Genomic DNA, 21,673 nt, shown 5'->3' with positions numbered 1-21,673 from the left:
GCCGGTTGCAGCTCCGCTCAGTTGCGGTTGCCCACCAGTTCCAGGATGTAGATGAAGAGGTTGACGAAGTCCAGGTAGAGGTTCAGGGCGCAGAGGATGGAGACCTTCTTGATGACCTCGGTTCCCTGGTTCTCATAGGCCGCGAAGATGAGCTTGGTCTGCTGGGCGTCGTAGATGGTCAGCCCGGCGAAGAGGACGATGCCGACACCGGCGACCACCTTCAGCGCCGTGTTCGAGGGGGCCAGGAACATCAGCGCCACCTGGACCACGATCAGGAAGAGCAGGGCGACCAGGAAGACGGAACCCATGCCCATCAAGTTCCTCCGCGTGGTCAGTCCCAGCATGCTCAGCACGAAGAAGAACCCTGCGCAGACCACCAGGGTCAGCAGGATGGCGGGCAGGGAGTAGGTGACGAATATGCTGCTCAGGGTGAAGCCCATCAGGGCGGCATAAAGGTAGAACATGACCCTGGCCGTCGATGTCCGCATCTTCATGACCCTGGCGCTCAGGAAGACGGCAAAGGCCACCTGGACCAGGGCCAAGCCGATCCAGCCAATGGTCCCTGTGGCCATGACGAAGGCGTACAGCAGTCCGGAGGTGGCTGTCAGGTAGGCCACCACCGCCGTGACCAGCAGGCCGATGGCCATCTCACCGTAAGCACGGGACATGGAAATCCGCTCCGCCTTCTCGAAGGAATAGGTGGAGTCGGTGTTGATCGGTGCCGAGTGTCCGGCCTGGGGCTGCGGCATCTGCATGGCCGGGGCCTGGTCATAGGCCGCTTGGTTGTACCGGCCCTGCGGTGCATATTGGCCCTGGGGGGCGTACTGGGGCTGCTGCCCGTACGGCTGCTGCCCATATTGGCCCTGCTGCTGGTTGAACGTGTTGAAGTCCTTGGTTCCTTGGGGCTGGCCGTTTGATGCCATCATGCTCCTCCTTGGTATGCCCGTCTGTGCGGACATGGGTATGATTGATTCTACACAGTCGATTCGGAATCCGTTCTTCAGAGCATGAATTGGTCACCATATCCTGACTGCCTCTGCCGGATCGGGCCCTCATGCAAATGTCCTGATTCCTGCAAATTGTCCACTCCACCTCTCCTGCAGGCCCTACGATGGAACTTGGACTATGACCATCAACCGAGCAAGGAGCGGAACCGTATGAGTGAAAACGTCACCGACACCATGATCACCCTGAACAATGGGGTTGATATTCCCCAGCTGGGATTGGGCGTCTTCCAGACCCCGGACGGGCAGGCCACCAGCCAGGCGGTGACCTGGGCCCTCCAGGCCGGGTACCGCCACATCGACACGGCGATGATCTACGGCAATGAGGAGTCCGTGGGGCAGGGGATGCGCGATTCCGGGCTGAAGCGCCGTGACATCTTCCTGACCACCAAGTTGTGGAACGACGACATCCGTGCCGGTCGGACCAGGGAGGCCTTCGAGGAGAGCCTGGACAGGCTGGGCACCGACTACATCGACCTCTACCTGATTCACTGGCCTGCCGAGGGTTGGCAGCAGGCCTGGGAGGATATGGAGGAGCTCTATACCCAGCGCCGGGTGCGGGCCATCGGGGTCTGCAACTTCCAGAAGCATCACCTGGAGGAGCTTCATTCCATCAGTTCCACCAAGCCGGCCGTGGACCAGGTCGAGTCCTCACCCCAGTTCGTCAACCAGGAGCTGATCGACTACTGCCACGGGGAACTCCGGGTGGATGTCGAGGCCTACAGCCCGCTGGGCGGCACGGGCGGATCCGTCCTGACCGATCCCAGGCTCGAGGCCATCTGCAGGAAGGTCGATCGGTCCCCGGCCCAGGTCATTCTCCGCTGGCACATTCAGCGGGGTCTGATCGTCATCCCCAAGTCCACCCACAAGGAGCGGATCGAGGAGAACGCCCGGGTCTTCGACTTCGTCCTGGACGAGGATGATATGAGGACCATCTCCGCCATGGATTCCGGAGTCCGCCACGGTAGCGATCCGGACAACTTCGACTTCTGATTCCCCTTTATGTGTGTTGACTCCTGAACGACCGCTCCACGGAGTGGGGCAGGCATGGAGGCCGTATGCAGGACAAGGCCGGGTGGAGTGGGTGAACTTCCACCCGGCCTTGCCGTCTGTTCCGTCTTCAGGATCAGCGGTCGGCGGAATCCTGAAGACGGCCGCCGATTCGCATGTCGGAACCGTTGGCCAGGTTGGACTTGGCGGCCCGGATGGCGGCGTCATCCGATTCCTGCTCCTGGGGCGACCCCGAGATGTCGCGGTGGATGGACTGCATCTGCACCTCGATGTTCTGCAGGGACCGTGCGCAGTCAAGCAGGGTCTGGGAGTGCTCCGCCAGACGGTTGTCGGGCAGGTTCGATTTGTAGCGGAGCTGATGTTCCAGGGAGGCCCAGTAATCCATGGCGATGGTTCTGAACTGCACCTCGACAGGGGTGTAATGGGGGCCGGAGGTCAGGAAGACAGGCACGGCGTAGATCACGTGGAGGGAGCGGTATCCGTTCTGCTTGGGGTTGCGGATGTAGTCCTTGACCCTGAGCACCTGGATATCGGACTGGTCCGACAGATAGCGGGAGACCGAATATACGTCATCGCGGTAGTTGCAGATGACCCTGACCCCGGCCACGTCGAAGATATGGTCCCGGACCGACTCGATCGATACGGGCAGGTCCTTGCGGCGGAGCTTGCCGACCAGGGAGTCCACGCTCTTCAGGCGGCGTTCCATGTGGTGGATGGGATTGTGGCTGAACCTGACCTGGAATTCGGTGTCCAGAACGTCCAACTTGGTCGAAATCTCATACATGGCCCCCTCATATGTCTGCATGAGGTTGACGAATTCGACGATCTCGTCCTTGTCCAGGCTGGGGCGGTTTTGCTCATCCAGGTCCGCAAGCCGTTGTCTCATCTCGGATGCACTCATGGTGTTGTTCCGGTCAAGTATCACACAAACCTCCCAGGCCGTCCTTCATCAGACACACCACCATGGTACGCACATGCTGCGATGGCTTCCTGGACGTAGCCTGTGGATACAATCGGGGCTTATGAAGACAGGACAGAGCGTGGGACCCGCCAGGGTGGCTGACAGGGCGGTGGCGGACCGGGGCGTCTATTACGTGCACACCCTGGGATGCCAGATGAACGAGCATGACTCCGAGCGCATTGCCGGGGTCCTGGAGGCCCAGGGATACCGGCCGGCCAGCCACGAGCAGATCGAGCGTCGCGAGGTGGACGTGATGGTCCTCAATACCTGCGCCGTTCGTGACAACGCCACCCAACGGATGTATGGAACCATCGGGCGATGGCATCGCTTCAAGCAGCACAAGCCCGACACCCGCATCGCCGTGGGAGGGTGCATGGCCCAGAAGGACCGCGACCGGATCACCCGTACGGCTCCCTGGGTGGATGCGGTCTTCGGCACCAAGAACATCGGTTCCCTGCCCAAGCTGCTCGACCAGGCCGAGGCCACCGAACGGCCCCAGGTGGAGGTCGCGGACGACCTGACGGTCTTCCCCAGCCAGTTGCCCACGGTCCGTGCCTCGCGCTCGCAGGCCTGGGTCTCCATCTCGGTGGGATGCAACAACACCTGCACCTTCTGCATCGTCCCTGCCGTGCGTGGCAGGGAGCGTGACCGGTCCATGGGCGACATCCTGGAGGAGATCCGGCGTTGCGTCGATGGGGGAGCCCGCCAGGTCACCCTCCTGGGTCAGAACGTAAACTCCTACGGGTGGTCGGTGGGAGACAGGTTCGCCTTCTCCAAACTGCTCAGGGCCTGCGGGCAGATCGAAGGCCTGGAGCGGGTCAGGTTCACCTCGCCCCATCCGGCCGCCTTCACCGATGATGTGATTCTCGCCATGGCCCAGACGCCCAATGTCATGCACCAGTTGCACATGCCCCTGCAGTCCGGTTCCGACCGGATTCTGCGGGCCATGAGGCGTTCCTACCGGTCCCAGCGCTTCCTCTCCGTCCTGGACAAGGTGCGCCGGGCCATGCCCGATGCCCAGATCAGCACCGATGTCATCGTCGGCTTCCCCGGGGAGAGCGAGGAGGACTTCCAGGAGACCATGTCTGTGGTCGAGGAGGCCCGGTTCTCATCGGCCTTCATCTTCGAATACTCGCCCAGGCCGGGCACCCCGGCGGCCGGGCTGGAGCAGCTGCCCAAGGAGGTTGTCCAGGACAGATTCGAGCGTCTCCAGGCCCTTCAGGAGTCCATCACCCAGGAGCAGATGCAGGGCTTTGTCGGCAGGCAGGTGGAGGTCCTGGTCGAGGGAGGTCATGGCAGGCACGACCGGACCACGCATCGCCTGACCGGGCGTGAACGGACCGGCGTCCTGGTCCATATCGGCCGGCCCCGGGGTCTGTCGGAACCGAAGGTGGGCGACCTGGTCACCTGTACGGTTACGGACTGCGGGCCTCACTATCTGATTGCCGATCCCGACCCGGAAGCCGGCCAGGTCTATGAGGTCAGATAAGGCGGAGGTATCCACCCGGCGGCGGATCGTCTCCATCGTCGGCCCGACCGCTTCGGGCAAGACCGGCCTGGGGGTGGCCCTGGCCCTGGCCCTGCGTGAGCGCGGCGAGCAGGTCGAGATCATCAATGCCGATGCCTACCAGATGTACCGGGGAATGGATGTGGGCACGGCCAAGCCCACGGCCCGGGAACGGGCCGCTGTTCCCCATCATCTGATTGACGTGATCGACCCTTGGGATGCCATGAGTGTGGCCCGGTTCCAGGAGATGGCCCGGGCCCTGATAGGCGATCTGCGTGGGCGGGGGGTCAGGCCCATGCTGGTCGGCGGGTCGGGTCTGTACACCCGAGCCGTCATCGATGACCTCTCTTTCCCCGGGACCGACCGGGCGGTGCGGGTTAGGCTGGAGAATCGCGCAGCGGAGGAGGGGCCGGGTCTGCTCTTCAAGGAGCTTGAGGAGAAGGATCCCCAGGCGGCCGCCAGAATGGATCCAAGGAATGTGCGGCGCACGGTGCGGGCCCTGGAGGTCATGGAGATCACAGGCCGTCCTTATTCCGCCAGTCTGCCCCGGTACCGTTACCTCCTGCCGGCTGTTCAGATAGGTCTGGACCTGCCCAGGGGGGAACTGGACGAGCGCATTGATCGGAGGACCGAGGAAATGCGCCGCAAGGGCCTGGTCGATGAGGTCAGCCATCTTCGTGGGCATCTGGGCACCACGGCCGCCCGGGCGCTGGGATACCCGCAGATCGAGGATTACCTGGATGGGCGCATCGATGAGGATCAGGCGTTTGTCCTGATCGCCCAGAAGACCAAGCGACTGGCCCGTAAGCAGATGGGGTGGTTCGGGCGTGACCCTAGAATCCACTGGCTGGATGCCCTGGCCCCCGACCTGATCGCTCAGGCCCTGGCCTTGGTGGACCGGGCCGACCAGGGCGACTTCGACCGTGCCGATCTGGAGGCCGACCGGGATGCGGGTCTTCCCGGCACCAGGCATCCTCTGGGTTCTCTGGGGGAGGAATCCATCTGACACCCGTGTTGACTTCAAGTACTTGAAGTTCTTAGGGTAACGGGTATGACAAGCATCACGGAAGTCGAACCCCAGGCAGGGCACGCCCAGTCCGACCAGGAGGGGCCCACTCGCTGGCATACCATCCGCCAGGCCTCGCTCATGACCGGCCTTCCGGAGTCCACGCTCAGATACTACGAGTCCATCGGCATCATCCCACCCATTGCCAGGGACCCGTCCAGCGGTCATCGGTCCTACAGCGACCGGGACATCGACCTCCTGCTGACCGTTTCCTGCCTGAGTGCCACCGGTATGTCCCTGGAGAACATGAAGGAGTACCTGGCCAACCGCAGCCAGGGTGCCGAACGGGCCGGGCGGCAGATGGAGCTCATGGCGGAGCAGGGTCGCCGTCTGGATGTGGAGATCGAACGCCTTCAGGCACAGCGTCGGTATGTGGAGGTCAAGGTCCACTACTGGCAGCACGTCCGCGACCATGATGAGCGTGGTGCGGCACAGATTCTCGACCGGGGGTCCTCCATCATCGAGGCGGCCCGGTCCAGCGCAGTCAACAGGATCAACACAGGCAGGCAGGCTGACAGGAAGTCGGCAGACAGGAGCAGGCAGTCATGAAGGCAGTGATTTTCGAGGGAACGGGTGCGGACGGCCTGGTGGTCAAGGATGTGCCCAGGCCGGAGATTCAGGAACCCACCGATGCGGTGGTTCGCGTGGTGCGTGCCTGCGTCTGCGGATCTGACCTCTGGTACTACCGCGGGTTGACCGACATGGCACCGGGCAGCACGATCGGTCACGAGGCCATCGGTCTGGTCGAAGAGGTGGGAAACCAGGTGAGCGTAGCCAAGGAGGGTGATTTCGTCATCGTCCCCTTCCCCTTCAGCTGTGGCCACTGCCCGGTCTGCAAGGCCGGTTTCGAGTCCGGCTGCCCCAACGGGGGCTTCTTCGGCGGCGCACCGGGTATGGGTGCCCAGGCCGAGTACTTGCGCGTGCCCCAAGCCAACGGAACCCTGGTGGTCGTGCCTGGTGGGGTGGAGCGTGCCCGGGACTTCTCCGAGGGGATGCTGGACTCCCTCCTGACCCTGTCCGACGTGATGGCCACCGGCTACCATGCTGCGGTCAGCGCCGAAGTGAAGCAGGGTGACACCGCCGTGGTCATCGGCGACGGGGCCGTGGGCCTGTGTGGGGTCCTGTCCGCCAAGCTGCGCGGGGCCGAGCGGGTGGTGGCCATGAGCCGCCACCAGGATAGGCAGGAGCTGGCCAAGGCCTTCGGGGCCACCGACATCATCCCCGAGCGGGGCGATGAGGGTGTGCAGGCCGTCATGGACCTGACCGGTGGATACGGTGCCGATGCCATCCTGGAGTGCGTCGGTTCCCAGGAGGCCAACGAGAGCGCCTTCGCCATGGCCCGTCCGGGTGCCATTGTGGGCAGGGTCGGGGTTCCCCACGACGTGACCATTCCCGCCCTGGAGACCTTCTACCACAACATCGGCGTCCGCGGAGGATCCGCCACCGTCCACACCTACGACGTGAACGGTCTCCTGGACCAGGTCCTGGATGAAAAGATCAACCCGGGCCGCGTCTTCACGGCCAGCTTCGACCTGAACCACATCCGCGATGCCTACCGGGCCATGGACCAGCGCAAGGCCATCAAGTCCCTGCTCAAGGTCAGTGAGATCTGACTCACCACCCGTTCATCGCCCCTGCCGGTCTGCGTGCTTCGCGTCCGGCAGGGGCATTGTTTTCCAATGGTGCAGAACCGGTTCCGGTCCTGTTGTGGCGATTCACCGGTGCCGTGGGCTGACCGAGTCGCTGATTTCCCGGTTGGACGGGACGGGTCGAGGGGGGCAGCCTCATGAATCAGTGGGCCGGACCCTGGTCCCATCCGGCGATCAGGAAGATCCTGGTCGGATTGACCGGTCTGATGATGGCGGCGAAAAGGGCCATGAGCCCAGACAGGTCGCCCAGATATGCCCGGTGGGTGGCCTCCTGGTAGGCGTGGCGGTCCACCGTGCCCCAGTCCAGGTCCCAGCCGGCATCATGGGCCAGACGGGATGCGAAGATGCGCAGGGTCATGGCATTGCCTCGGTCGAATGGGTGGAGAAAACCCAGTTCGTCATAGTAATAGGCCAGCCTGTCGCGAAAGTCGGGCCTGTCCAGGCTGGTAAGGTTCCGTTCGGAGGCCAGGCCGCTGCCGATACTGGCCGCCCCCTGGTTCAGGAGTGCAGGGGGGAAGTACCCCTTGGATGAAGAAGAGATCTGGTCGGCCCTCCGTAGCCGGCCGGCCCAGGGCCCAAGGCCCCCGAACAGGCGGATGTGGATGGCCCGGAGTTCATCCAGATCGCTGCTGGCCGTCCACGGATGCCGGCAGACCAGGACCGTCCTGACGAAGACCGCATCGGTCGGCAAGTCTGCAGTTCGTTCATTTTTCAAGGCTCGTGGTGCTTCGTCCCCCGCATCCAGCCGCTTGATCAGGGCATCTTCATCGATGTCCCCGGCCGAATAGGCGGCGGCCAACCCCATGGCCCGGGCGCTTGGCTCCAGTCCGTCGATCAGGAGGTTGCGGCGGGCGAAGGCGATTGAGCTCTCGCGTTCGGCAGGTGTCATGTCATTGATGCTAGTACCGGCGGCCGGGTGGCGCCACCGGACGCCCAGTCTGAATTCTTTGTGGACGCTGGCCATACCGACTGCGCCGGGGTGGAGCCTTGGGTAGTCTGAAAGACGTTATGACACAAAAGCAAGACACAGACAGGAAGGGCCGACCCGGCTTATCGAAGTCCGGAGATGCCAGGAAGGGCGGCCGGTCCTCGGGGTCGAACCAACCCCAGGAAGCCCTCTGGCACCAGGTCCTGCTTGCCCTGCCCAGGGGAATCGGCTCCCTGATCCGCGGACAGACGGGTGATGAGTACGATCCGGCCTACCGCAAGGATGGGGTCTGCTTCATCCTGGTCATTGTCGCCGTATTGTTCTGTGCCAGTGAGTGGTTCCGGGTCGACGGGTTCCTGGGGCGCGGCCTGCATATCGTGGCCTCCGGGGCCCTGGGTCTGTGCAGCATCATCCTGCCCGTGGTCCTCCTGATCGTGGCCTATAGGCTGGTACGGTATGCCGGTCATGAATCCGGGAACACCCACGTCATCGGCGGCCTCTTCATCCTCCTCTGGTCGGTCTGTTCGATCATGGACGCCATCATGGTGTCGGATCAGGGCGGATTTGATTTCCAGGCGGTCAGCGGTTCCGGTGGCCTCCTGGGGTTCGCTCTGGGTTCGCCGTTGGCATGGGGTCTTTCCAAGGCCTTTGCGGTCATTCTTTTCGTCATCGTGGCCCTCTTCGCCCTGATGCTGATTTTCCGGATTCATGTCCGGGACATCTTCGACTGGTTCCGCGCCCTCTTCAGCAAAGGCGGGGGAGCGAAGCCGGATGATGTGCAGACCGGGGTCTTCCCCAACGAGGTGCGATTGGAGGACGGCACCCTTGATCTGGCTCCGGGTGTTCCCACCCACGAGGGGGATGACCAGGAGGAGGCCGCCCCCGCCGAGCCCTCCAAAGGAAACTGGTTCCAGCGACTCTTCCACCGGAGGGGTGCGGATAAGGACGATGACCGCCTGGAGCATTATGAGGCGGATGATCCCTTTGACCACGCGGCCAACCTGCCCAACTCCCCGGTGGATCCCTATGGTTCCTCTCCTGATGTGGATGGGTCCACTGCAGATGATCTGCCCTTGTCCGGAGGGTTCGGTTCTGGGGCGGATCCTGCGGGAGACGAGGGTGATGCCGGCCAGGATCCCGCCACCGGGCAGATGCCGGTAAGTCCCGCAGCCCTGTCCGGGGTGGGGGCATCCGACCCCTGGGCCGCCGCTGCGGCCGCAGCGGACACCGTTCGGATGGGCCAGGTGGAGTCGCCTGCCGCTACCGACAGGGACGATTCTCCTGCTGAATCGGACCGTCCGGACGTACCGGTCGACGAGTCCCTTCCTTATGTCCTGCCCAGCGCGGATCTCCTGTCCAGGGGCAAGCCCCACGCGACCCGGACCCAGGCCAACGAGAACGTCATCAGGGCCCTTCAAACCACCTTCCGTCAGTTCGACATAGATGCCAAGGTGGTCGGTTTCCTGCGTGGCCCCTCGGTCACCCAGTACGAGGTGGAGCTGGGACCCGGGGTCAAGGTCGAGAAGGTCACCAATCTCCAGCGCAATATCGCCTACGCCGTGGCCAGTTCGGATGTGCGTATCCTCTCACCGATTCCCGGCAAATCGGCCATCGGTATCGAGATCCCCAACGTGGACCGTGAAATCGTCCACCTGGGCGACGTCCTGCGTTCGGACCAGGCCCGGAGCGATGACAATCCGATGATGACGGCCGTCGGCAAGGACGTGGAGGGTCACTACGTCACTGCCGACCTGACCAAGATGCCCCACCTCCTGGTGGCGGGTGCCACCGGTTCGGGCAAGTCCAGCTTCATCAACTCCATGCTGGTCTCCCTGATCATGCGGGCCACACCGGAGCAGGTCCGTCTGATCATGGTGGATCCCAAGCGGGTCGAGCTCAGCGCCTACGCGGGCATCCCCCACCTCCTGACCCCGATCATCACCGACCCCAAGAAGGCAGCCCAGGCCCTGGAGTGGGTGGTCAAGGAGATGGACGCCCGCTATGACGATCTCCAGTTCTTCGGATTCCGTCATGTCAAGGACTTCAACAAGGCCGTCCGTGAGGGCAAGGTCCATGCCCCGGCCGGGTCCAACCGGAAGGTGGCTCCCTACCCCTACCTGGTCGTGGTGGTCGACGAGATGGCCGACCTGATGATGGTCGCCAAGAACGATGTGGAAAGCTCAATCCAGCGCATCACCCAGTTGGCCCGTGCGGCCGGTGTCCACCTGATCCTGGCCACCCAGCGCCCCTCGGTCGATGTGGTGACCGGCCTGATCAAGGCCAACATCCCCTCCCGGCTGGCCTTCGCCACCTCCTCCTCCACTGATTCCAGGGTCATCCTGGATGCCACCGGGGCCGAGACCCTGATTGGCCAGGGCGATGCCCTCTTCCTGCCCATGGGTCAGGCCAAGCCCACCCGTGTGCAGGGGGCCTGGGTCTCCGAGTCCGAGATCCGCAAGGCGGTGGACTACGTACGGACCCAGCGCAAGCCCCACTACCGTGAGGACATCGAGCAGATGGCCGACACGGCTGAGAAGAAGAACGAGATCCAGGAGGAGATCGGTGACGACATGGACGAGCTCCTCCAGGCGGCTGAGCTGGTGGTGACCACCCAGTTCGGATCCACCTCCATGCTCCAGCGCAAGCTCCGCGTGGGCTTCGCCAGGGCCGGTCGGCTCATGGATCTCCTCGAGTCAAGGGGCATCGTCGGACCGTCCGAGGGGTCCAAGGCCAGGGAGGTGCTGATTCAACCCTCCCAGCTCCAGGAGGCCCTTGCCTTCATCAGGGGTGACCGGTCCACCATCGGTCCGGCCCGGTCCGAACCTGACGGGGATGGGCAAGCGGATGGCTGAACTCCGGTCCGGTCAGGCATGGTGTGGACTACCGTTAGTATGGCACTACAGCGCGGGATTGGGATGCACGGAAGAAGCTGTGAATAAGGAGTGGTAATGCAGGAGCATGCCGAGTCTACGACCTCCGGTGGGAAGCGCTCGCTTCTCGACGGGTGGAACAGTCCACCCAACCTGGTCACCTATACCCGGATTCTGCTGGTCATCGTCTTCATCGTCCTTGATGTCATGGCAGGAGACTGGGGCCATGACAATATGGGGCTACGCTGGACCGCGGCCATCCTCTTCATCATTGCCGCCTCGACCGACAAGCTGGACGGCTGGATGGCCCGCCGCTACAACCAGGTGACCGAGCTGGGCAAGCTTATGGATCCCATAGCCGACAAGCTTCTGATCTGCTCGGCCCTGATCGTCGCCTCCCTTCACCACGAGGTCCGGTGGTGGATCACCGTCCTCTTCCTGATTCGCGAGATCGGCATCACCCTGCTCAGGGTCATGGTCATCAACAAGAGGGGAATGGTCATCGCCGCCTCCAGGGCCGGCAAGTACAAGACCCTCCTGCAATGCTTCGGTCTGGGGATGCTGATGGTCCCCCTGGGGTCCTACTGGTCAGGGTACCTGCCCCTTACCCAGGCGGTCATCATCCTGGCTCTGGTCCTCTGCCTCTATTCGGGTGGGGAGTACCTCGTCGGGGTCTATGGCGTTGGCTCAAAGGCAACCTCCTCCCGCTCCTGACGGTTCGCCCGGGGGTATAGTGGGGGCAGATTCCCCGTCTGGCATGGCCCGGTCTGCCCGCCTTCTTACGGGGAGTGACGAGGTGACCAATGACAACAGACATGCAGCAGCGATGTGACGATTTCGCCAGCAGGGCCATGGATGTCTGCCGTGATTCCCGCTACTACCTGGCTGCGGCCGAATCCCTGACCGGTGGGCTCCTGGCCGATGCCTTCGTCAGGATCCCAGGGGCCTCGGACGTCTTCCTGGGGTCGTCGGTCACCTACGATATCGCGGCCAAGGCATCGGTCCTGAAGGTCAACCACGACCTGCTCAGGATCCATGGGGCGGTCCACCCCCGAGTGGCCGAGGAGATGGCTCTGGGCACGGCCCGCCTCTACTCCCGGTATGACTGCGAGGGCAGGGTGATCGGCATGTCGACCACCGGAGTGGCAGGCCCGGGGCCTGACGGCGACGACCCCGCAGGCCTGGTGTATATCGGATTCGCCCTGCCCAGGCGTCTGGTCAAGCCGACGGCCATGCATCGGGAACTGGTGGATGATTACCGGACCTTTTCATACGAGCTCCATCTCGATGGTGACCGGGAAGAGGTCAGGCGGGGGACCGTCATGCAGGTGCTCGACCGGTTGGACAGGACCCTCCAGCTCTATACGTGACCTTGGTCACAAACACTCCCTTCCGGTTCCTCCGCTGGAATAATCCATCTTCATCCCTGTTGGTCACTATGTAATGGAATACAGGAAGCAAGAAATGGCGAAAGGGGCTGCAATGGCCAGCACCGAGACCGTGATGACTCGAAACGACACAAGGTATGAGGTCAAGCCGACCGCACCGGTGGCGGAGCGCAATGCCCGTGTGCGCGATCTGACCCCCGCCCAGCGCCGTGCTGTGGTCTTCGCCCAGCAGCAGGTGGTCAAGGCCAGGGCTGCCAAGAAAGCCAAGGAAGAGCGGCAGGCCAGCCTGAATAAGATGTGGATGGAGGAAGACGGCATGGAGGCGGGCAGGCAGCGTGCCTCCTCGACCAAGGAGACCCAGGCGGTTTCTCCCCATAGGGTTTCCCTGCGTGAGGCACTGGGGCATGTCCTGCGCGAGCTCCGTACCGGTGATCACAAGACCCTGCGCGAGGTCAGCGAGAAGGCCGGCGTATCCCTGGGCTACCTGTCCGAGGTGGAGCGCGGTCAGAAGGAAGCCAGCTCCGAGCTGCTCAGCTCGATCGCCGATGCCCTGGGACTGGGTGTTCCCCAGACACTGCGCATGGTCGCCGACTATCTGGAGTCGACCCAGGAGTAATCCTTCGGATTTCTTCATCCTGGTTTCCTGACCCCATCTGCATGGCTTTCGGTTTGGGATGTAGACCGCAGGTCGGTTGCTGAGGAAGATGGTTCTCAAGTATGTGGTGCAGGAAAGGCGTCCGGTTCATATGGTCCGGACGCCTTTCCTATGCGTCTTGGTTGGTCCTGGGCTTGGCAGAAAGCTGAAGCGGAGGTGATTGCTGTGCGCGAACGGGAGTTCTGGCAGCTCTTGGAAGAGGTCTTCGGGCGTGTCTATGGGCGGAGCCTGGCCCGGGACCAGCGGCTGAACAAGTTGGATTCCATGACGGTGGTGGAGGCCCTTGACACGGGCGTGGAACCCCGCGTGGTATGGAACGTCCTCTGCGATCAGATGGAGATTCCCGATTCCCGGCGGTGGGGCAAGGACCACAATGCCCCGCCCATGCCTGCTGCCTGATTTGGGGCCTGCTCCGGCCTGGTCAATCGGTTGTATCGCCTGCGGCAGGGTTGACGGGTGGTGGAGTCGCCATGAAGGGGATTCACTCCCTGAGAAGGGTTTCGAACATTTGTTCGTATCGCAGGATATACTATTCCTCAGATGATTCGGGTGTCTTCTGACGTCCGACCACATTGATCGGACTGTTGCCCTGGAGGGCGGAGGGCGGATAGCCTGAGGTTCGTAAGGTCGTTTTGGGAAAAGGAGAGCCATATGGCACGACAGAGCAGCAGTGGCAAGGCGAAGAAGGAAGAAGAGAAGGACGGGATCGATCCCCGTCGTCAGGCCGCCTTGAACACTGCCCTTGCGCAGGTTGAGAAGAACTTCGGCAAGGGTTCGGCCATGCGGCTGGGAGACAGGCCGGCACAGGATGTCGAGGTCATTCCCACCGGCTCCCTGGCCTTGGACATGGCCCTGGGTATCGGCGGTCTGCCCCGCGGCCGCATCGTTGAGATCTATGGTCCCGAATCCTCGGGTAAGACCACCCTGGCCCTGCACGCGGTGGCCAATGCTCAGGCCAATGGGGGAGTGGCGGCATTCATCGATGCCGAGCATGCCCTGGACCCGGAGTACGCCCGGAAGCTGGGCGTCGATACCGACTCACTGATCGTCTCCCAGCCCGACAATGGTGAGCAGGCCCTGGAGATCGCGGATATGCTGATTCGTTCAGGTGCCTTGGATGTCATCGTCGTCGACTCGGTGGCCGCCCTGGTGCCCAAGGCCGAGATCGAGGGCGACATGGGAGACAGCCATGTCGGTCTCCAGGCCAGGCTGATGAGCCAGGCCCTGCGCAAGATGACCGGCGCCCTGGCCCAGGCCAACACCACGGCAATCTTCATCAACCAGCTCAGGGAAAAGATCGGTGTCTTCTTCGGCAGCCCGGAGACCACCACCGGTGGTAAGGCCCTGAAGTTCTACTCTTCGGTCCGTCTCGACATCCGTCGTATTCAGACCCTGAAGAACGGGGACGAGGCTGTCGGCAACAGGACCAAGGTCAAGGTTGTCAAGAACAAGATGGCCCCGCCCTTCAAGATTGCCGAATTTGACATCCTGTACGGTGAGGGCATCTCCAAGGAGGGGTCGGTCCTCGACATGGCCCTGGAGACCAATATCATCAAGAAGTCCGGATCCTGGTTCACCTATGAGGGTGACCAGTTGGGTCAGGGTCGAGAGAATGTCCGTCAGTTCCTGAAGGACAACCCCGGTCTGACCAAGGAGATCGAAGACAAGGTCAAGGCAGCCTTCGGACTCATGCCCGAGTCCAAGGACGATCACGGTTCCCAGTCCGGAGACAAGGACAGGTCCATACAGGGCAATGCCGGGTCTCCTGCCGCCCCCGGCTCGGGAACATCAGCGGACGCTGCCAAGAGTGCCCCAATGACGGCTCAGGCTGCATGATCCCATGATTTCGGCCGAGGACTTTCTCAAGTCCAATTCGATCCTGCTCCCCCAATCCGGGGAGCAGAAAGCTTCCGCTCTCGCCGAAGACGAGGCTGGAAGAGCCCATGGTCAGACTGGCCATGCCCAGGTGGAAGCTCGTGCCGACCACGGAGAGAATTCCCCTGAGCGGTCTCCGTCTGAACACGGGTCCGTGGAGGAACCGCATCTGCCGTCTCCTGCCGTACTTGTGTCCGACACCTGGGTGGAGGACGCTCATCTGCATACATGTGGCCGGTTGGGGTCCCATGCTGGTGATTCAGCTGCAGGCAGCGCCGATGACGAGACTGGGAGCCGCCGGACCAGGTCCAAGCGCAGGGGCAGGCGCCGGTATCCGGTACGTGAGCCCAAGGCCGGTGGATTTGGTGCCGGTGGGATGACGAATCCGGATGTCCGTGCCGATGCAGACGATGTGGATGCCTGTCGTGAAGCGGCCCTGACCCTCTTGGACGCTGCCGCCCGGTCCAGTGGAGCCTTGGCGCAGCGCTTGTCCAGGAAGGGTTTTGATGAGCCGACCATCGAACAGGTGATAGCCAGGCTTACCCGGTTGTGCCTTCTTGACGATCGCAGCTATGCCCAGGATCTCCTGCGCTCATGTCTTCATCGCACCATGGGGGAGCGTGGTGTCCTCAATGAGATGACCCGGAAGGGGTTGAATCGTACCCTGTCCGAGGAGGTCATAGCCCAGGCGGCTGAAGAGGGACTCTTTGTGGACTCCGCCTACGAGCTGGGTCGCAAGGTCGCCAAGAGGACCGAAGGTCTCGATCTTCGGGTCCGCAAACGCCGCCTCTGGAGTGCCGGATCGCGGAAGGGCCACGACCCGTCCCTTCTGACCCGGGTGGCCAATGACCTCCTGGTCGAGTCCGATTGAGGTGGTCGAGGTCAGGCTGTAGCAGGGGTGCAATGAAATGAGACCTCTCATATACCCCGGGTTCTGTCATCCGTCGAATGGATCCGACGGAAGGATGGCCATCCATCTCGACCTGACGTTGCCGCCAGGCTCTAGCGGCCTACCCGAAGGCGGGACGAGCAACCCCTGAATGCCTTCTGCTTGGCCTTGCTCCCGATGAGGCTTGCCATGCAACCGCTGTCACCAGCGGCCCGGTGGTCTCTTGCACCGCCGTTTCACCCTTACCTGCCCTAGGGACAGGCGGTCTGTTCTCTGTTGCGCTATCTCTCAGGTCGCCCTGGGCGGACGTTATCCGCCATCGTGCTCTATGGAGCCCGGAAGTTCCTCAGCCATTCCCAAGAGGAATGACCGCGGCCATCGAGAGGTCTCGAGTGGTCAGCCTATCCCAACCGAGCGACGGGTGCCGATCCTGATTGCATATGCGCATGGGTGCGCACCATGGAGTGTCGGTTGTCCTGACTGGCCGTGCCGGAGGACCACGGGTGGGATTCGCCGGTTCGTCTATCCTTTTCAGCTACAATCGGAAATACAGTCGACGGCGACTTTTCCCGCCGTCGCACCAGCGGCCCGGCCGCTTACGAATGCAAGGAGATTCTCATGGAGATCGTCATTACCGGACGTCACACCCAGATCAAGCAGCGGTTCCGTGAAGTCGTCGAAAGCAAGATGAATCGTGTAACAGCCATCGCTCCTGATGCCCAGCGCATTCAGGTCGTGCTGACCCATGAGGGCAATCCCCGTCAGGCCGATAGCGCCAAGAGGGTCGAGCTGACCGTTCTGGCCGGCAAGACCGTGATTCGTGCCGAGGCCTCCAGCGCCGACGAGTTCAGCGCCCTCGACATGGCCCTTGACAAGCTCACCCTGCGCCTGCGTCGTGCGCGTGATCGCCGCAAGGACCACCGTCGTGGTCTGGACCATGCCCCCCTGCCGGTCGAAGTCCTGCCCGAGGAACCCCGGCGACCCGAGGAGGTGTCGGCTCCCGATCCCGACAACAGCGCCCAGGATGCCGTGGCATCCGACCTGGAGCCAGGTCAGTCCGTGGAGGTCCAGGTGGGCGACACCCCTATAGTCATCCGCCGCAAGCTGCACATTGCCGAGCCCATGAGCATTGACGAGGCCCTGTATGAGATGGAGCTGATAGGTCACGACTTCTTCCTCTTCGTCAACAAGGAGACCCACCGTCCCTCCGTGGTCTACCGTAGGCATGGATGGAGCTATGGTGTCTTCGAAATCGACACCCCTGAGCATGTGGGCAAGAAGTAATCAAGGCAGGGATACCGACTGGGCCCGTCAGTTCCGGGTGGCCGATTGGACGGCCCGGGCTGGCGGGTTCGTCGAGCCTCCAGGGAGGTCGTTCGGGTCGGCGCGGGAGGTTGGATACGGGTCCGGGGATACCCGTATCCGGGCATCGCGTCGGTCGCCCACGGTATGCCTAGTGAAAATCTGTGCATTCGCGTAATATGGTGAAAGTCTGGGCCTCCGTCGGTACATGATGGTGTAACGGGGGATTGAATGAACGTGTAGGGAGCGCAACGTGGTATCAGTCTTGGACAAGGTCCTTCGTATGGGTGAGGGACGGCAGATCCATAAGCTTCAGGGAGTCGCCGATGCGACCGATGCCCTGGAGGACAAGATCTCCGCCATGGAAGACGAAGAACTGAAAGGCCAGACGGCGAAATTCAAGGAGCGTCTGGACAGGGGCGAGTCCCTTGATTCCCTGATGCCAGAAGCCTTTGCCACCGTCCGCGAGGTCTCCAAGCGAACCCTGGGCCAGCGTCACTTCGATGTCCAGCTCATGGGTGGCGCCGCCCTCCACTGGGGGAACATCGCCGAGATGAAGACCGGTGAAGGCAAGACCCTGGTCGCCACCCTGCCCAGCTACCTGAACGCCTTGGAGGGCAAGGGTGTCCACGTGGTCACGGTAAACGACTACCTGGCCTCCTACCAGAGCGAACTCATGGGCCGTATCTTCCGTTTCCTGGGGATGAGCGTCGGCTGCATCATCACCGACCAGAAGCCGACGGAACGCCGCAAGCAGTATCAGGCGGACATCACCTACGGAACCAACAACGAGTTCGGCTTCGACTACCTGCGCGACAACATGGCCTGGGACAAGGCCGATCTGGTCCAGCGTGGCCACCACTTCGCCATCGTTGACGAGGTGGATTCCATTCTGATCGACGAGGCCCGTACCCCTCTGATCATCTCCGGGCCGGCCGAGGGCGATGTGACCCGTTGGTACCGTCAGTTCGCCAAACTGGTCCCCAAGCTCAACCGTGACGAGGACTACGAGGTCGACGAGAAGAAGAAGGTTGTCGGCATCCTGGATCCCGGCATCACCAAGATCGAGGATTATCTGGGCATCGACAACCTCTACGAGCCCGCCAACACGGCCCTCATCGGCTACCTGAACAATGCCATCAAGGCCAAGGAACTCTTCCTGCGCGACCGCGACTACGTGGTCCAGGGCGGCGAGGTTCTGATCGTCGACGAGCACACCGGCCGTCTGCTCAAGGGCCGCCGCTACAATGAGGGCCTCCACCAGGCCATCGAGGCCAAGGAGGGTGTCGAGGTCAAGGCCGAGAACCAGACCTTCGCCACCATCACCCTGCAGAACTACTTCCGCATGTATGACAAGCTGGCGGGCATGACCGGTACGGCCGAGACCGAGGCCGCCGAGTTCATGAACACCTACAAGCTGGGCGTCCTGCCGATTCCCACCAACAAGCCGATGATCCGCAAGGACCAGGATGATCTTATCTACCGGTCCAAGAAGGAGAAGCTGACCGCCATCGTCAAGGATGTGGCCAAGCGCCATGCCAAGGGCCAGCCGGTCCTCCTGGGTACGGCCTCGGTCGAGTCCTCCGAGGTGGTCTCCTCCCTGCTTGATGTGGCCGGGATCGACCACCAGGTCCTCAATGCCAAGCAACATGCCCGTGAGGCCTCGGTCGTGGCCGTGGCCGGTCGCAAGGGCGCCGTGACCGTGGCCACCAACATGGCCGGTCGTGGTACCGACATCATGCTCGGCGGCAACGTGGAGTTCCTGGCCGATCAGCAGCTCAAGGAGCAGGGCTACTCCCCGGACGACACCCCGGAGGAATACGAGAAGCTCTGGCCGAAGACCCTGGACGAGGTCAAGGAGCAGGTCAAGGACGAGCATGAGGAGGTCGTCGAGCTTGGCGGTCTCTACGTTCTGGGCACCGAGCGCCACGAGTCCCGTCGAATCGACAACCAGCTGCGTGGCCGTTCCGGCCGTCAGGGAGACCCGGGCGAGTCCCGCTTCTACCTGAGCCTGGAGGATGACCTGATGCGGCTCTTCAACACCCAGCTGGTGGCCAGGGTCATGTCGTCCGGCCTGCCGGAGGGTGAGCCCATCGAGTCCAAGAGCGTCTCCAAGGGTGTGCGCAACGCCCAGAAGTCGGTGGAATCCCGCAACTATGAGATTCGTAAGAACGTCCTGAAGTATGACGACGTCATGAACAAGCAGCGCAAGGTCATCTATGCCGAGCGTCAGGCCGTCCTCCAGGGTGAGGATATCCATGACGATGTCATGCGCTTCATCAAGGAGACCATCGAGTCCTATATCCGCGGCGCCCAGAAGGGCTCCGACAAGCCCAAGGATTGGGATGCGGACGGGCTCTGGAAGGCCTTGGCCTCGGTCTATCCGATCACCCTGGACCAGGAAGAGACCATGAAGTCCCTGGAGGGCACCAAGGGAGACAAGGCCGTCAAGGCCCTCCTGGAGAAGGTCCTCGGGGATGCCGAGGACATCTACCATGAGCGTGAGGAGGAGCTGGGCGAAAGGGGCACCCGCCAGCTGGAGCGCCAGGTGGTCCTGTCGGTCCTCGACAGCAAATGGCGCGAGCACCTCTATGAGATGGACTACCTCAAGGACGGTATCGGCCTGCGTGGCATGGGCCAGCGTGACCCTTTGGTCGAGTACCAGCGCGAGGGGTATCAGATGTACAACTCCATGATCGATGCCATCAAGGAGGAGAGCGTCCAGCTCCTCTTCAACGTGGACCTCTCCCAGATCGCCGCCAGCCAGGAGGCCGAGGAGCTTGCCCGTAAGCAGGATTCCAGCCAGGACGGCGAGGACCTGTCCGATCGGGATGAAGGCAAGAGCGCATCAGAAGATGAGGACGATTCGGAGGAAGTCAGCTACGAGGCGCCTGAGGAACCCGACACCGAGGATGAGGACGCCGAAATCGACCAGGTGGCCAGGGAGAAGAAGGAATCCGAGGATGAGGACGGATCCGAGGGAAATGAGCCCGGCCCCGCTGTGCTCGGTCCCGAACCCCTGAGCCATGCCGAGGGCAAGGTTCCGGTCAGCAAGCGCCCCAAGGCCGAAGAGGAGCACTCTCCCTGGGCCGATGGCAGGACCTTCCCCGGTACCTCCAGGAACGCTCCCTGCCCCTGCGGTTCCGGTCGCAAGTACAAGATGTGCCACGGCCAGAACGAGAAGTGACGGTACCGGTCAGCAGGTGTTGAACCTCAAGGCTGATGATTCAATGGACGGCCATTGCCCCATGGGTAATGGCCGTTTCCATATGCCGGTCAAGGGTTGACCATCATATGGGACGCCCCTGAGGCGGTTGAGTGCAGGGGAGTAAACCTAGAGCAAACAGCGACGCACCTCACGTCTCCCAACAAAGGAAAGAGTCATCATGCGGCCACCTACATGGAAATCCATCCTGAACTCGCTGGTGTCCGGCCGACACCTGAGTGCGGATGAGACCGAGTGGTACATGAACGATCTCATGGACGGGAACGCCGACCCGGTCCAGGTGGGCGCCGTACTCGCCATGCAGTCGGCCCTGGGGCTGACCAGTCAGGAGGTCGAGGGGGCGGCCAAGGCCATGGTGGGCCATGCGGTACCGCTGAGGGTCAGCGGCGACGTGACCGATATCGTCGGTACCGGCGGGGACGGGGCCGCAACGGTCAACCTGTCGACCATGGGAGCCATCGTCGCCGCCGCGGCTGGGGTCAGGATCGTCAAGCATGGGAACCGGGCCGCTTCCAGCAAGAGCGGAACAGCCGACTGTCTGGAGCAGCTTGGTCTTCCTTTGGACCTGTCTCCCCGAGAGGTGGCGGCCATGGCCGATCGGTTCGGCATCACCTTCGCCTTCGCCAAGACCTTCCACCCTGCCATGCGGTTTGTGGGCCCCGTCCGTTCGGCCCTGGGCATTCCGACCGTCTTCAACCTCCTTGGACCCCTGACCAACCCGGCCCGGCCCCGGTACGTGGCCATCGGGTGCGCCCAGCGCCAGCTCAGTCCCATGATGGCCCAGGTCTATGCCTCACGCGGCCAGGAGGGCATGGTCTACACCTCGGCTGAGGGGCTTGACGAGATGGCCCCGACCGGTCCGGTGTCCATTTGGGAGATCCACCAGGGCCAGGTGGAGGAGCGGTCGTTCGACCCCGCCAGGGAGCTGGGTCTCGACCCCGTCGACCTGGACGACCTGCGCGGTGGTGACCCCGCCTTCAACGCCAATGTCGTCAGGGACTTCCTGGCTGGCAAGTCCGTTCCTTCCCGTTCCACGGCTCTGCTCAATGCCGCATCGGCCATCGTTGCTGATGGTTCGCAGATCGACGCCGGTCCCGGGACCGACCTGACCACCCGTTTCGGCCAGGCCTACCAGCTGGCAGCAGAGGTTGTGGACCAGGGCAGGGCCGCCTCCCTGTTAGCCGAGTGGATCCAAGGTGCCCAAGCTGCCCGGTCTTCCTCGGACCAGGACTGATCCGAGCCGCGGGCGATCTCGACCATCTTGGAATACAGCCCTGCGCCGGTCGATGCAGCTGACTTCAGGACAACGGCACCATGCTGATTCATGCCCTGCCGGGTGGCT

At 62.8% G+C, this 21,673-nt stretch carries 17 protein-coding genes, 1 other RNA gene and 1 pseudogene; 15 read left to right on the top strand and 4 right to left on the bottom strand.

Annotated elements, in window-relative coordinates; translation table 11 throughout:
• Positions 1-17: 17 nt before the first annotated feature.
• Entirely contained in the window at positions 18-923 is a 906-nt protein-coding gene (locus Q0K62_RS06735) for a Bax inhibitor-1/YccA family protein (protein ID WP_297317209.1), read from the bottom strand.
• A 234-nt stretch (positions 924-1,157) separates the two neighbouring features.
• Here Q0K62_RS06735 and Q0K62_RS06730 point away from each other — a divergent pair, with 234 nt between their 5' ends.
• Positions 1,158-1,997, top strand: a complete 840-nt coding sequence (locus Q0K62_RS06730; protein WP_297317206.1) for an aldo/keto reductase — start codon at positions 1,158-1,160, stop codon at positions 1,995-1,997.
• A gap of 238 nt (positions 1,998-2,235) precedes the next feature.
• Here the strand turns inward: Q0K62_RS06730 and Q0K62_RS06725 are convergent.
• Positions 2,236-2,916: pseudogene (locus Q0K62_RS06725) on the bottom strand (GTP pyrophosphokinase family protein); the annotation flags it as partial.
• A 121-nt stretch (positions 2,917-3,037) separates the two neighbouring features.
• On the opposite strand from Q0K62_RS06725, the gene miaB reads away from it, so the two are divergent.
• From miaB to Q0K62_RS06705, 4 genes are read left to right on the top strand one after another with little or no spacing between them, the layout of a single operon-like run.
• On the top strand, positions 3,038-4,465 hold the full coding sequence (miaB, locus tag Q0K62_RS06720; protein ID WP_297317204.1) for a tRNA (N6-isopentenyl adenosine(37)-C2)-methylthiotransferase MiaB: 1,428 nt from the start codon (positions 3,038-3,040) through the stop codon (positions 4,463-4,465).
• Entirely contained in the window at positions 4,452-5,489 is a 1,038-nt protein-coding gene (miaA, locus tag Q0K62_RS06715; protein WP_297317203.1) for a tRNA (adenosine(37)-N6)-dimethylallyltransferase MiaA, read from the top strand. The genes miaB and miaA overlap by 14 nt, the downstream gene beginning before the upstream one ends.
• A 45-nt stretch (positions 5,490-5,534) precedes the next feature.
• Complete coding sequence (locus tag Q0K62_RS06710) at positions 5,535-6,098, top strand: MerR family transcriptional regulator (RefSeq protein WP_297317202.1); 564 nt, start codon at positions 5,535-5,537, stop codon at positions 6,096-6,098.
• On the top strand, positions 6,095-7,162 hold the full coding sequence (locus Q0K62_RS06705) for an alcohol dehydrogenase catalytic domain-containing protein (RefSeq protein ID WP_297317201.1): 1,068 nt from the start codon (positions 6,095-6,097) through the stop codon (positions 7,160-7,162). Before Q0K62_RS06710 ends, Q0K62_RS06705 begins: the two co-directional genes overlap by 4 nt.
• 178 nt (positions 7,163-7,340) lie before the next feature.
• Here the strand turns inward: Q0K62_RS06705 and Q0K62_RS06700 are convergent, their stop codons facing one another.
• A complete protein-coding gene (locus tag Q0K62_RS06700) occupies positions 7,341-8,087 on the bottom strand; it encodes a Fic family protein (RefSeq protein ID WP_297317200.1) in 747 nt (248 codons plus the stop codon).
• A gap of 119 nt (positions 8,088-8,206) precedes the next feature.
• Here Q0K62_RS06700 and Q0K62_RS06695 point away from each other — a divergent pair, with 119 nt between their 5' ends.
• From Q0K62_RS06695 to Q0K62_RS06665, 7 genes are all read left to right on the top strand, one after another.
• A complete protein-coding gene (locus tag Q0K62_RS06695; protein ID WP_297317199.1) occupies positions 8,207-10,978 on the top strand; it encodes a DNA translocase FtsK in 2,772 nt (923 codons plus the stop codon).
• A 96-nt stretch (positions 10,979-11,074) separates the two neighbouring features.
• Positions 11,075-11,710, top strand: a complete 636-nt coding sequence (pgsA, locus tag Q0K62_RS06690; protein WP_297317198.1) for a CDP-diacylglycerol--glycerol-3-phosphate 3-phosphatidyltransferase — start codon at positions 11,075-11,077, stop codon at positions 11,708-11,710.
• 101 nt (positions 11,711-11,811) lie between these two features.
• On the top strand, positions 11,812-12,366 hold the full coding sequence (locus Q0K62_RS06685; protein WP_297317208.1) for a CinA family protein: 555 nt from the start codon (positions 11,812-11,814) through the stop codon (positions 12,364-12,366).
• Between the two features lie 133 nt (positions 12,367-12,499).
• The gene (locus Q0K62_RS06680) at positions 12,500-13,000 is read left to right on the top strand and encodes a helix-turn-helix transcriptional regulator (protein WP_297317207.1); all 501 of its coding nucleotides are present in this window, start codon (positions 12,500-12,502) and stop codon (positions 12,998-13,000) included.
• Positions 13,001-13,204: 204 nt separating this feature from the next.
• Positions 13,205-13,438 carry a DUF3046 domain-containing protein gene (locus tag Q0K62_RS06675; protein WP_297317197.1) on the top strand — a complete coding sequence of 78 codons (234 nt, stop codon included), beginning with the start codon at positions 13,205-13,207 and terminating at the stop codon, positions 13,436-13,438.
• 252 nt (positions 13,439-13,690) lie between these two features.
• Entirely contained in the window at positions 13,691-14,875 is a 1,185-nt protein-coding gene (gene recA, locus Q0K62_RS06670; RefSeq protein ID WP_297317196.1) for a recombinase RecA, read from the top strand.
• Positions 14,876-15,290: 415 nt separating this feature from the next.
• Entirely contained in the window at positions 15,291-15,785 is a 495-nt protein-coding gene (locus tag Q0K62_RS06665) for a regulatory protein RecX (protein WP_297317195.1), read from the top strand.
• Between the two features lie 35 nt (positions 15,786-15,820).
• Here Q0K62_RS06665 and rnpB read toward each other — a convergent pair.
• Positions 15,821-16,193: RNase P RNA component class A (rnpB, locus tag Q0K62_RS06660), an RNA gene on the bottom strand.
• A 228-nt stretch (positions 16,194-16,421) separates the two neighbouring features.
• On the opposite strand from rnpB, the gene raiA reads away from it, so the two are divergent.
• From raiA to trpD, 3 genes are all read left to right on the top strand, one after another.
• Complete coding sequence (gene raiA / locus Q0K62_RS06655; protein WP_297317194.1) at positions 16,422-17,087, top strand: ribosome-associated translation inhibitor RaiA; 666 nt, start codon at positions 16,422-16,424, stop codon at positions 17,085-17,087.
• 271 nt (positions 17,088-17,358) lie between these two features.
• Positions 17,359-20,292 (top strand): preprotein translocase subunit SecA, encoded by a 2,934-nt coding sequence (secA, locus tag Q0K62_RS06650; protein WP_297317193.1) that lies wholly within the window; start codon positions 17,359-17,361, stop codon positions 20,290-20,292.
• A 199-nt stretch (positions 20,293-20,491) separates the two neighbouring features.
• Entirely contained in the window at positions 20,492-21,565 is a 1,074-nt protein-coding gene (gene trpD, locus Q0K62_RS06645) for an anthranilate phosphoribosyltransferase (RefSeq protein WP_297317192.1), read from the top strand.
• Positions 21,566-21,673: the final 108 nt, after the last annotated feature.

It is taken from the genome of uncultured Bifidobacterium sp., from assembly GCF_945269915.1.
Classification (GTDB): domain Bacteria; phylum Actinomycetota; class Actinomycetes; order Actinomycetales; family Bifidobacteriaceae; genus Bombiscardovia; species Bombiscardovia indica.
Note: the sequence above shows the minus strand (reverse complement) of the source record. Positions and strands in the feature narration are given on the sequence as shown.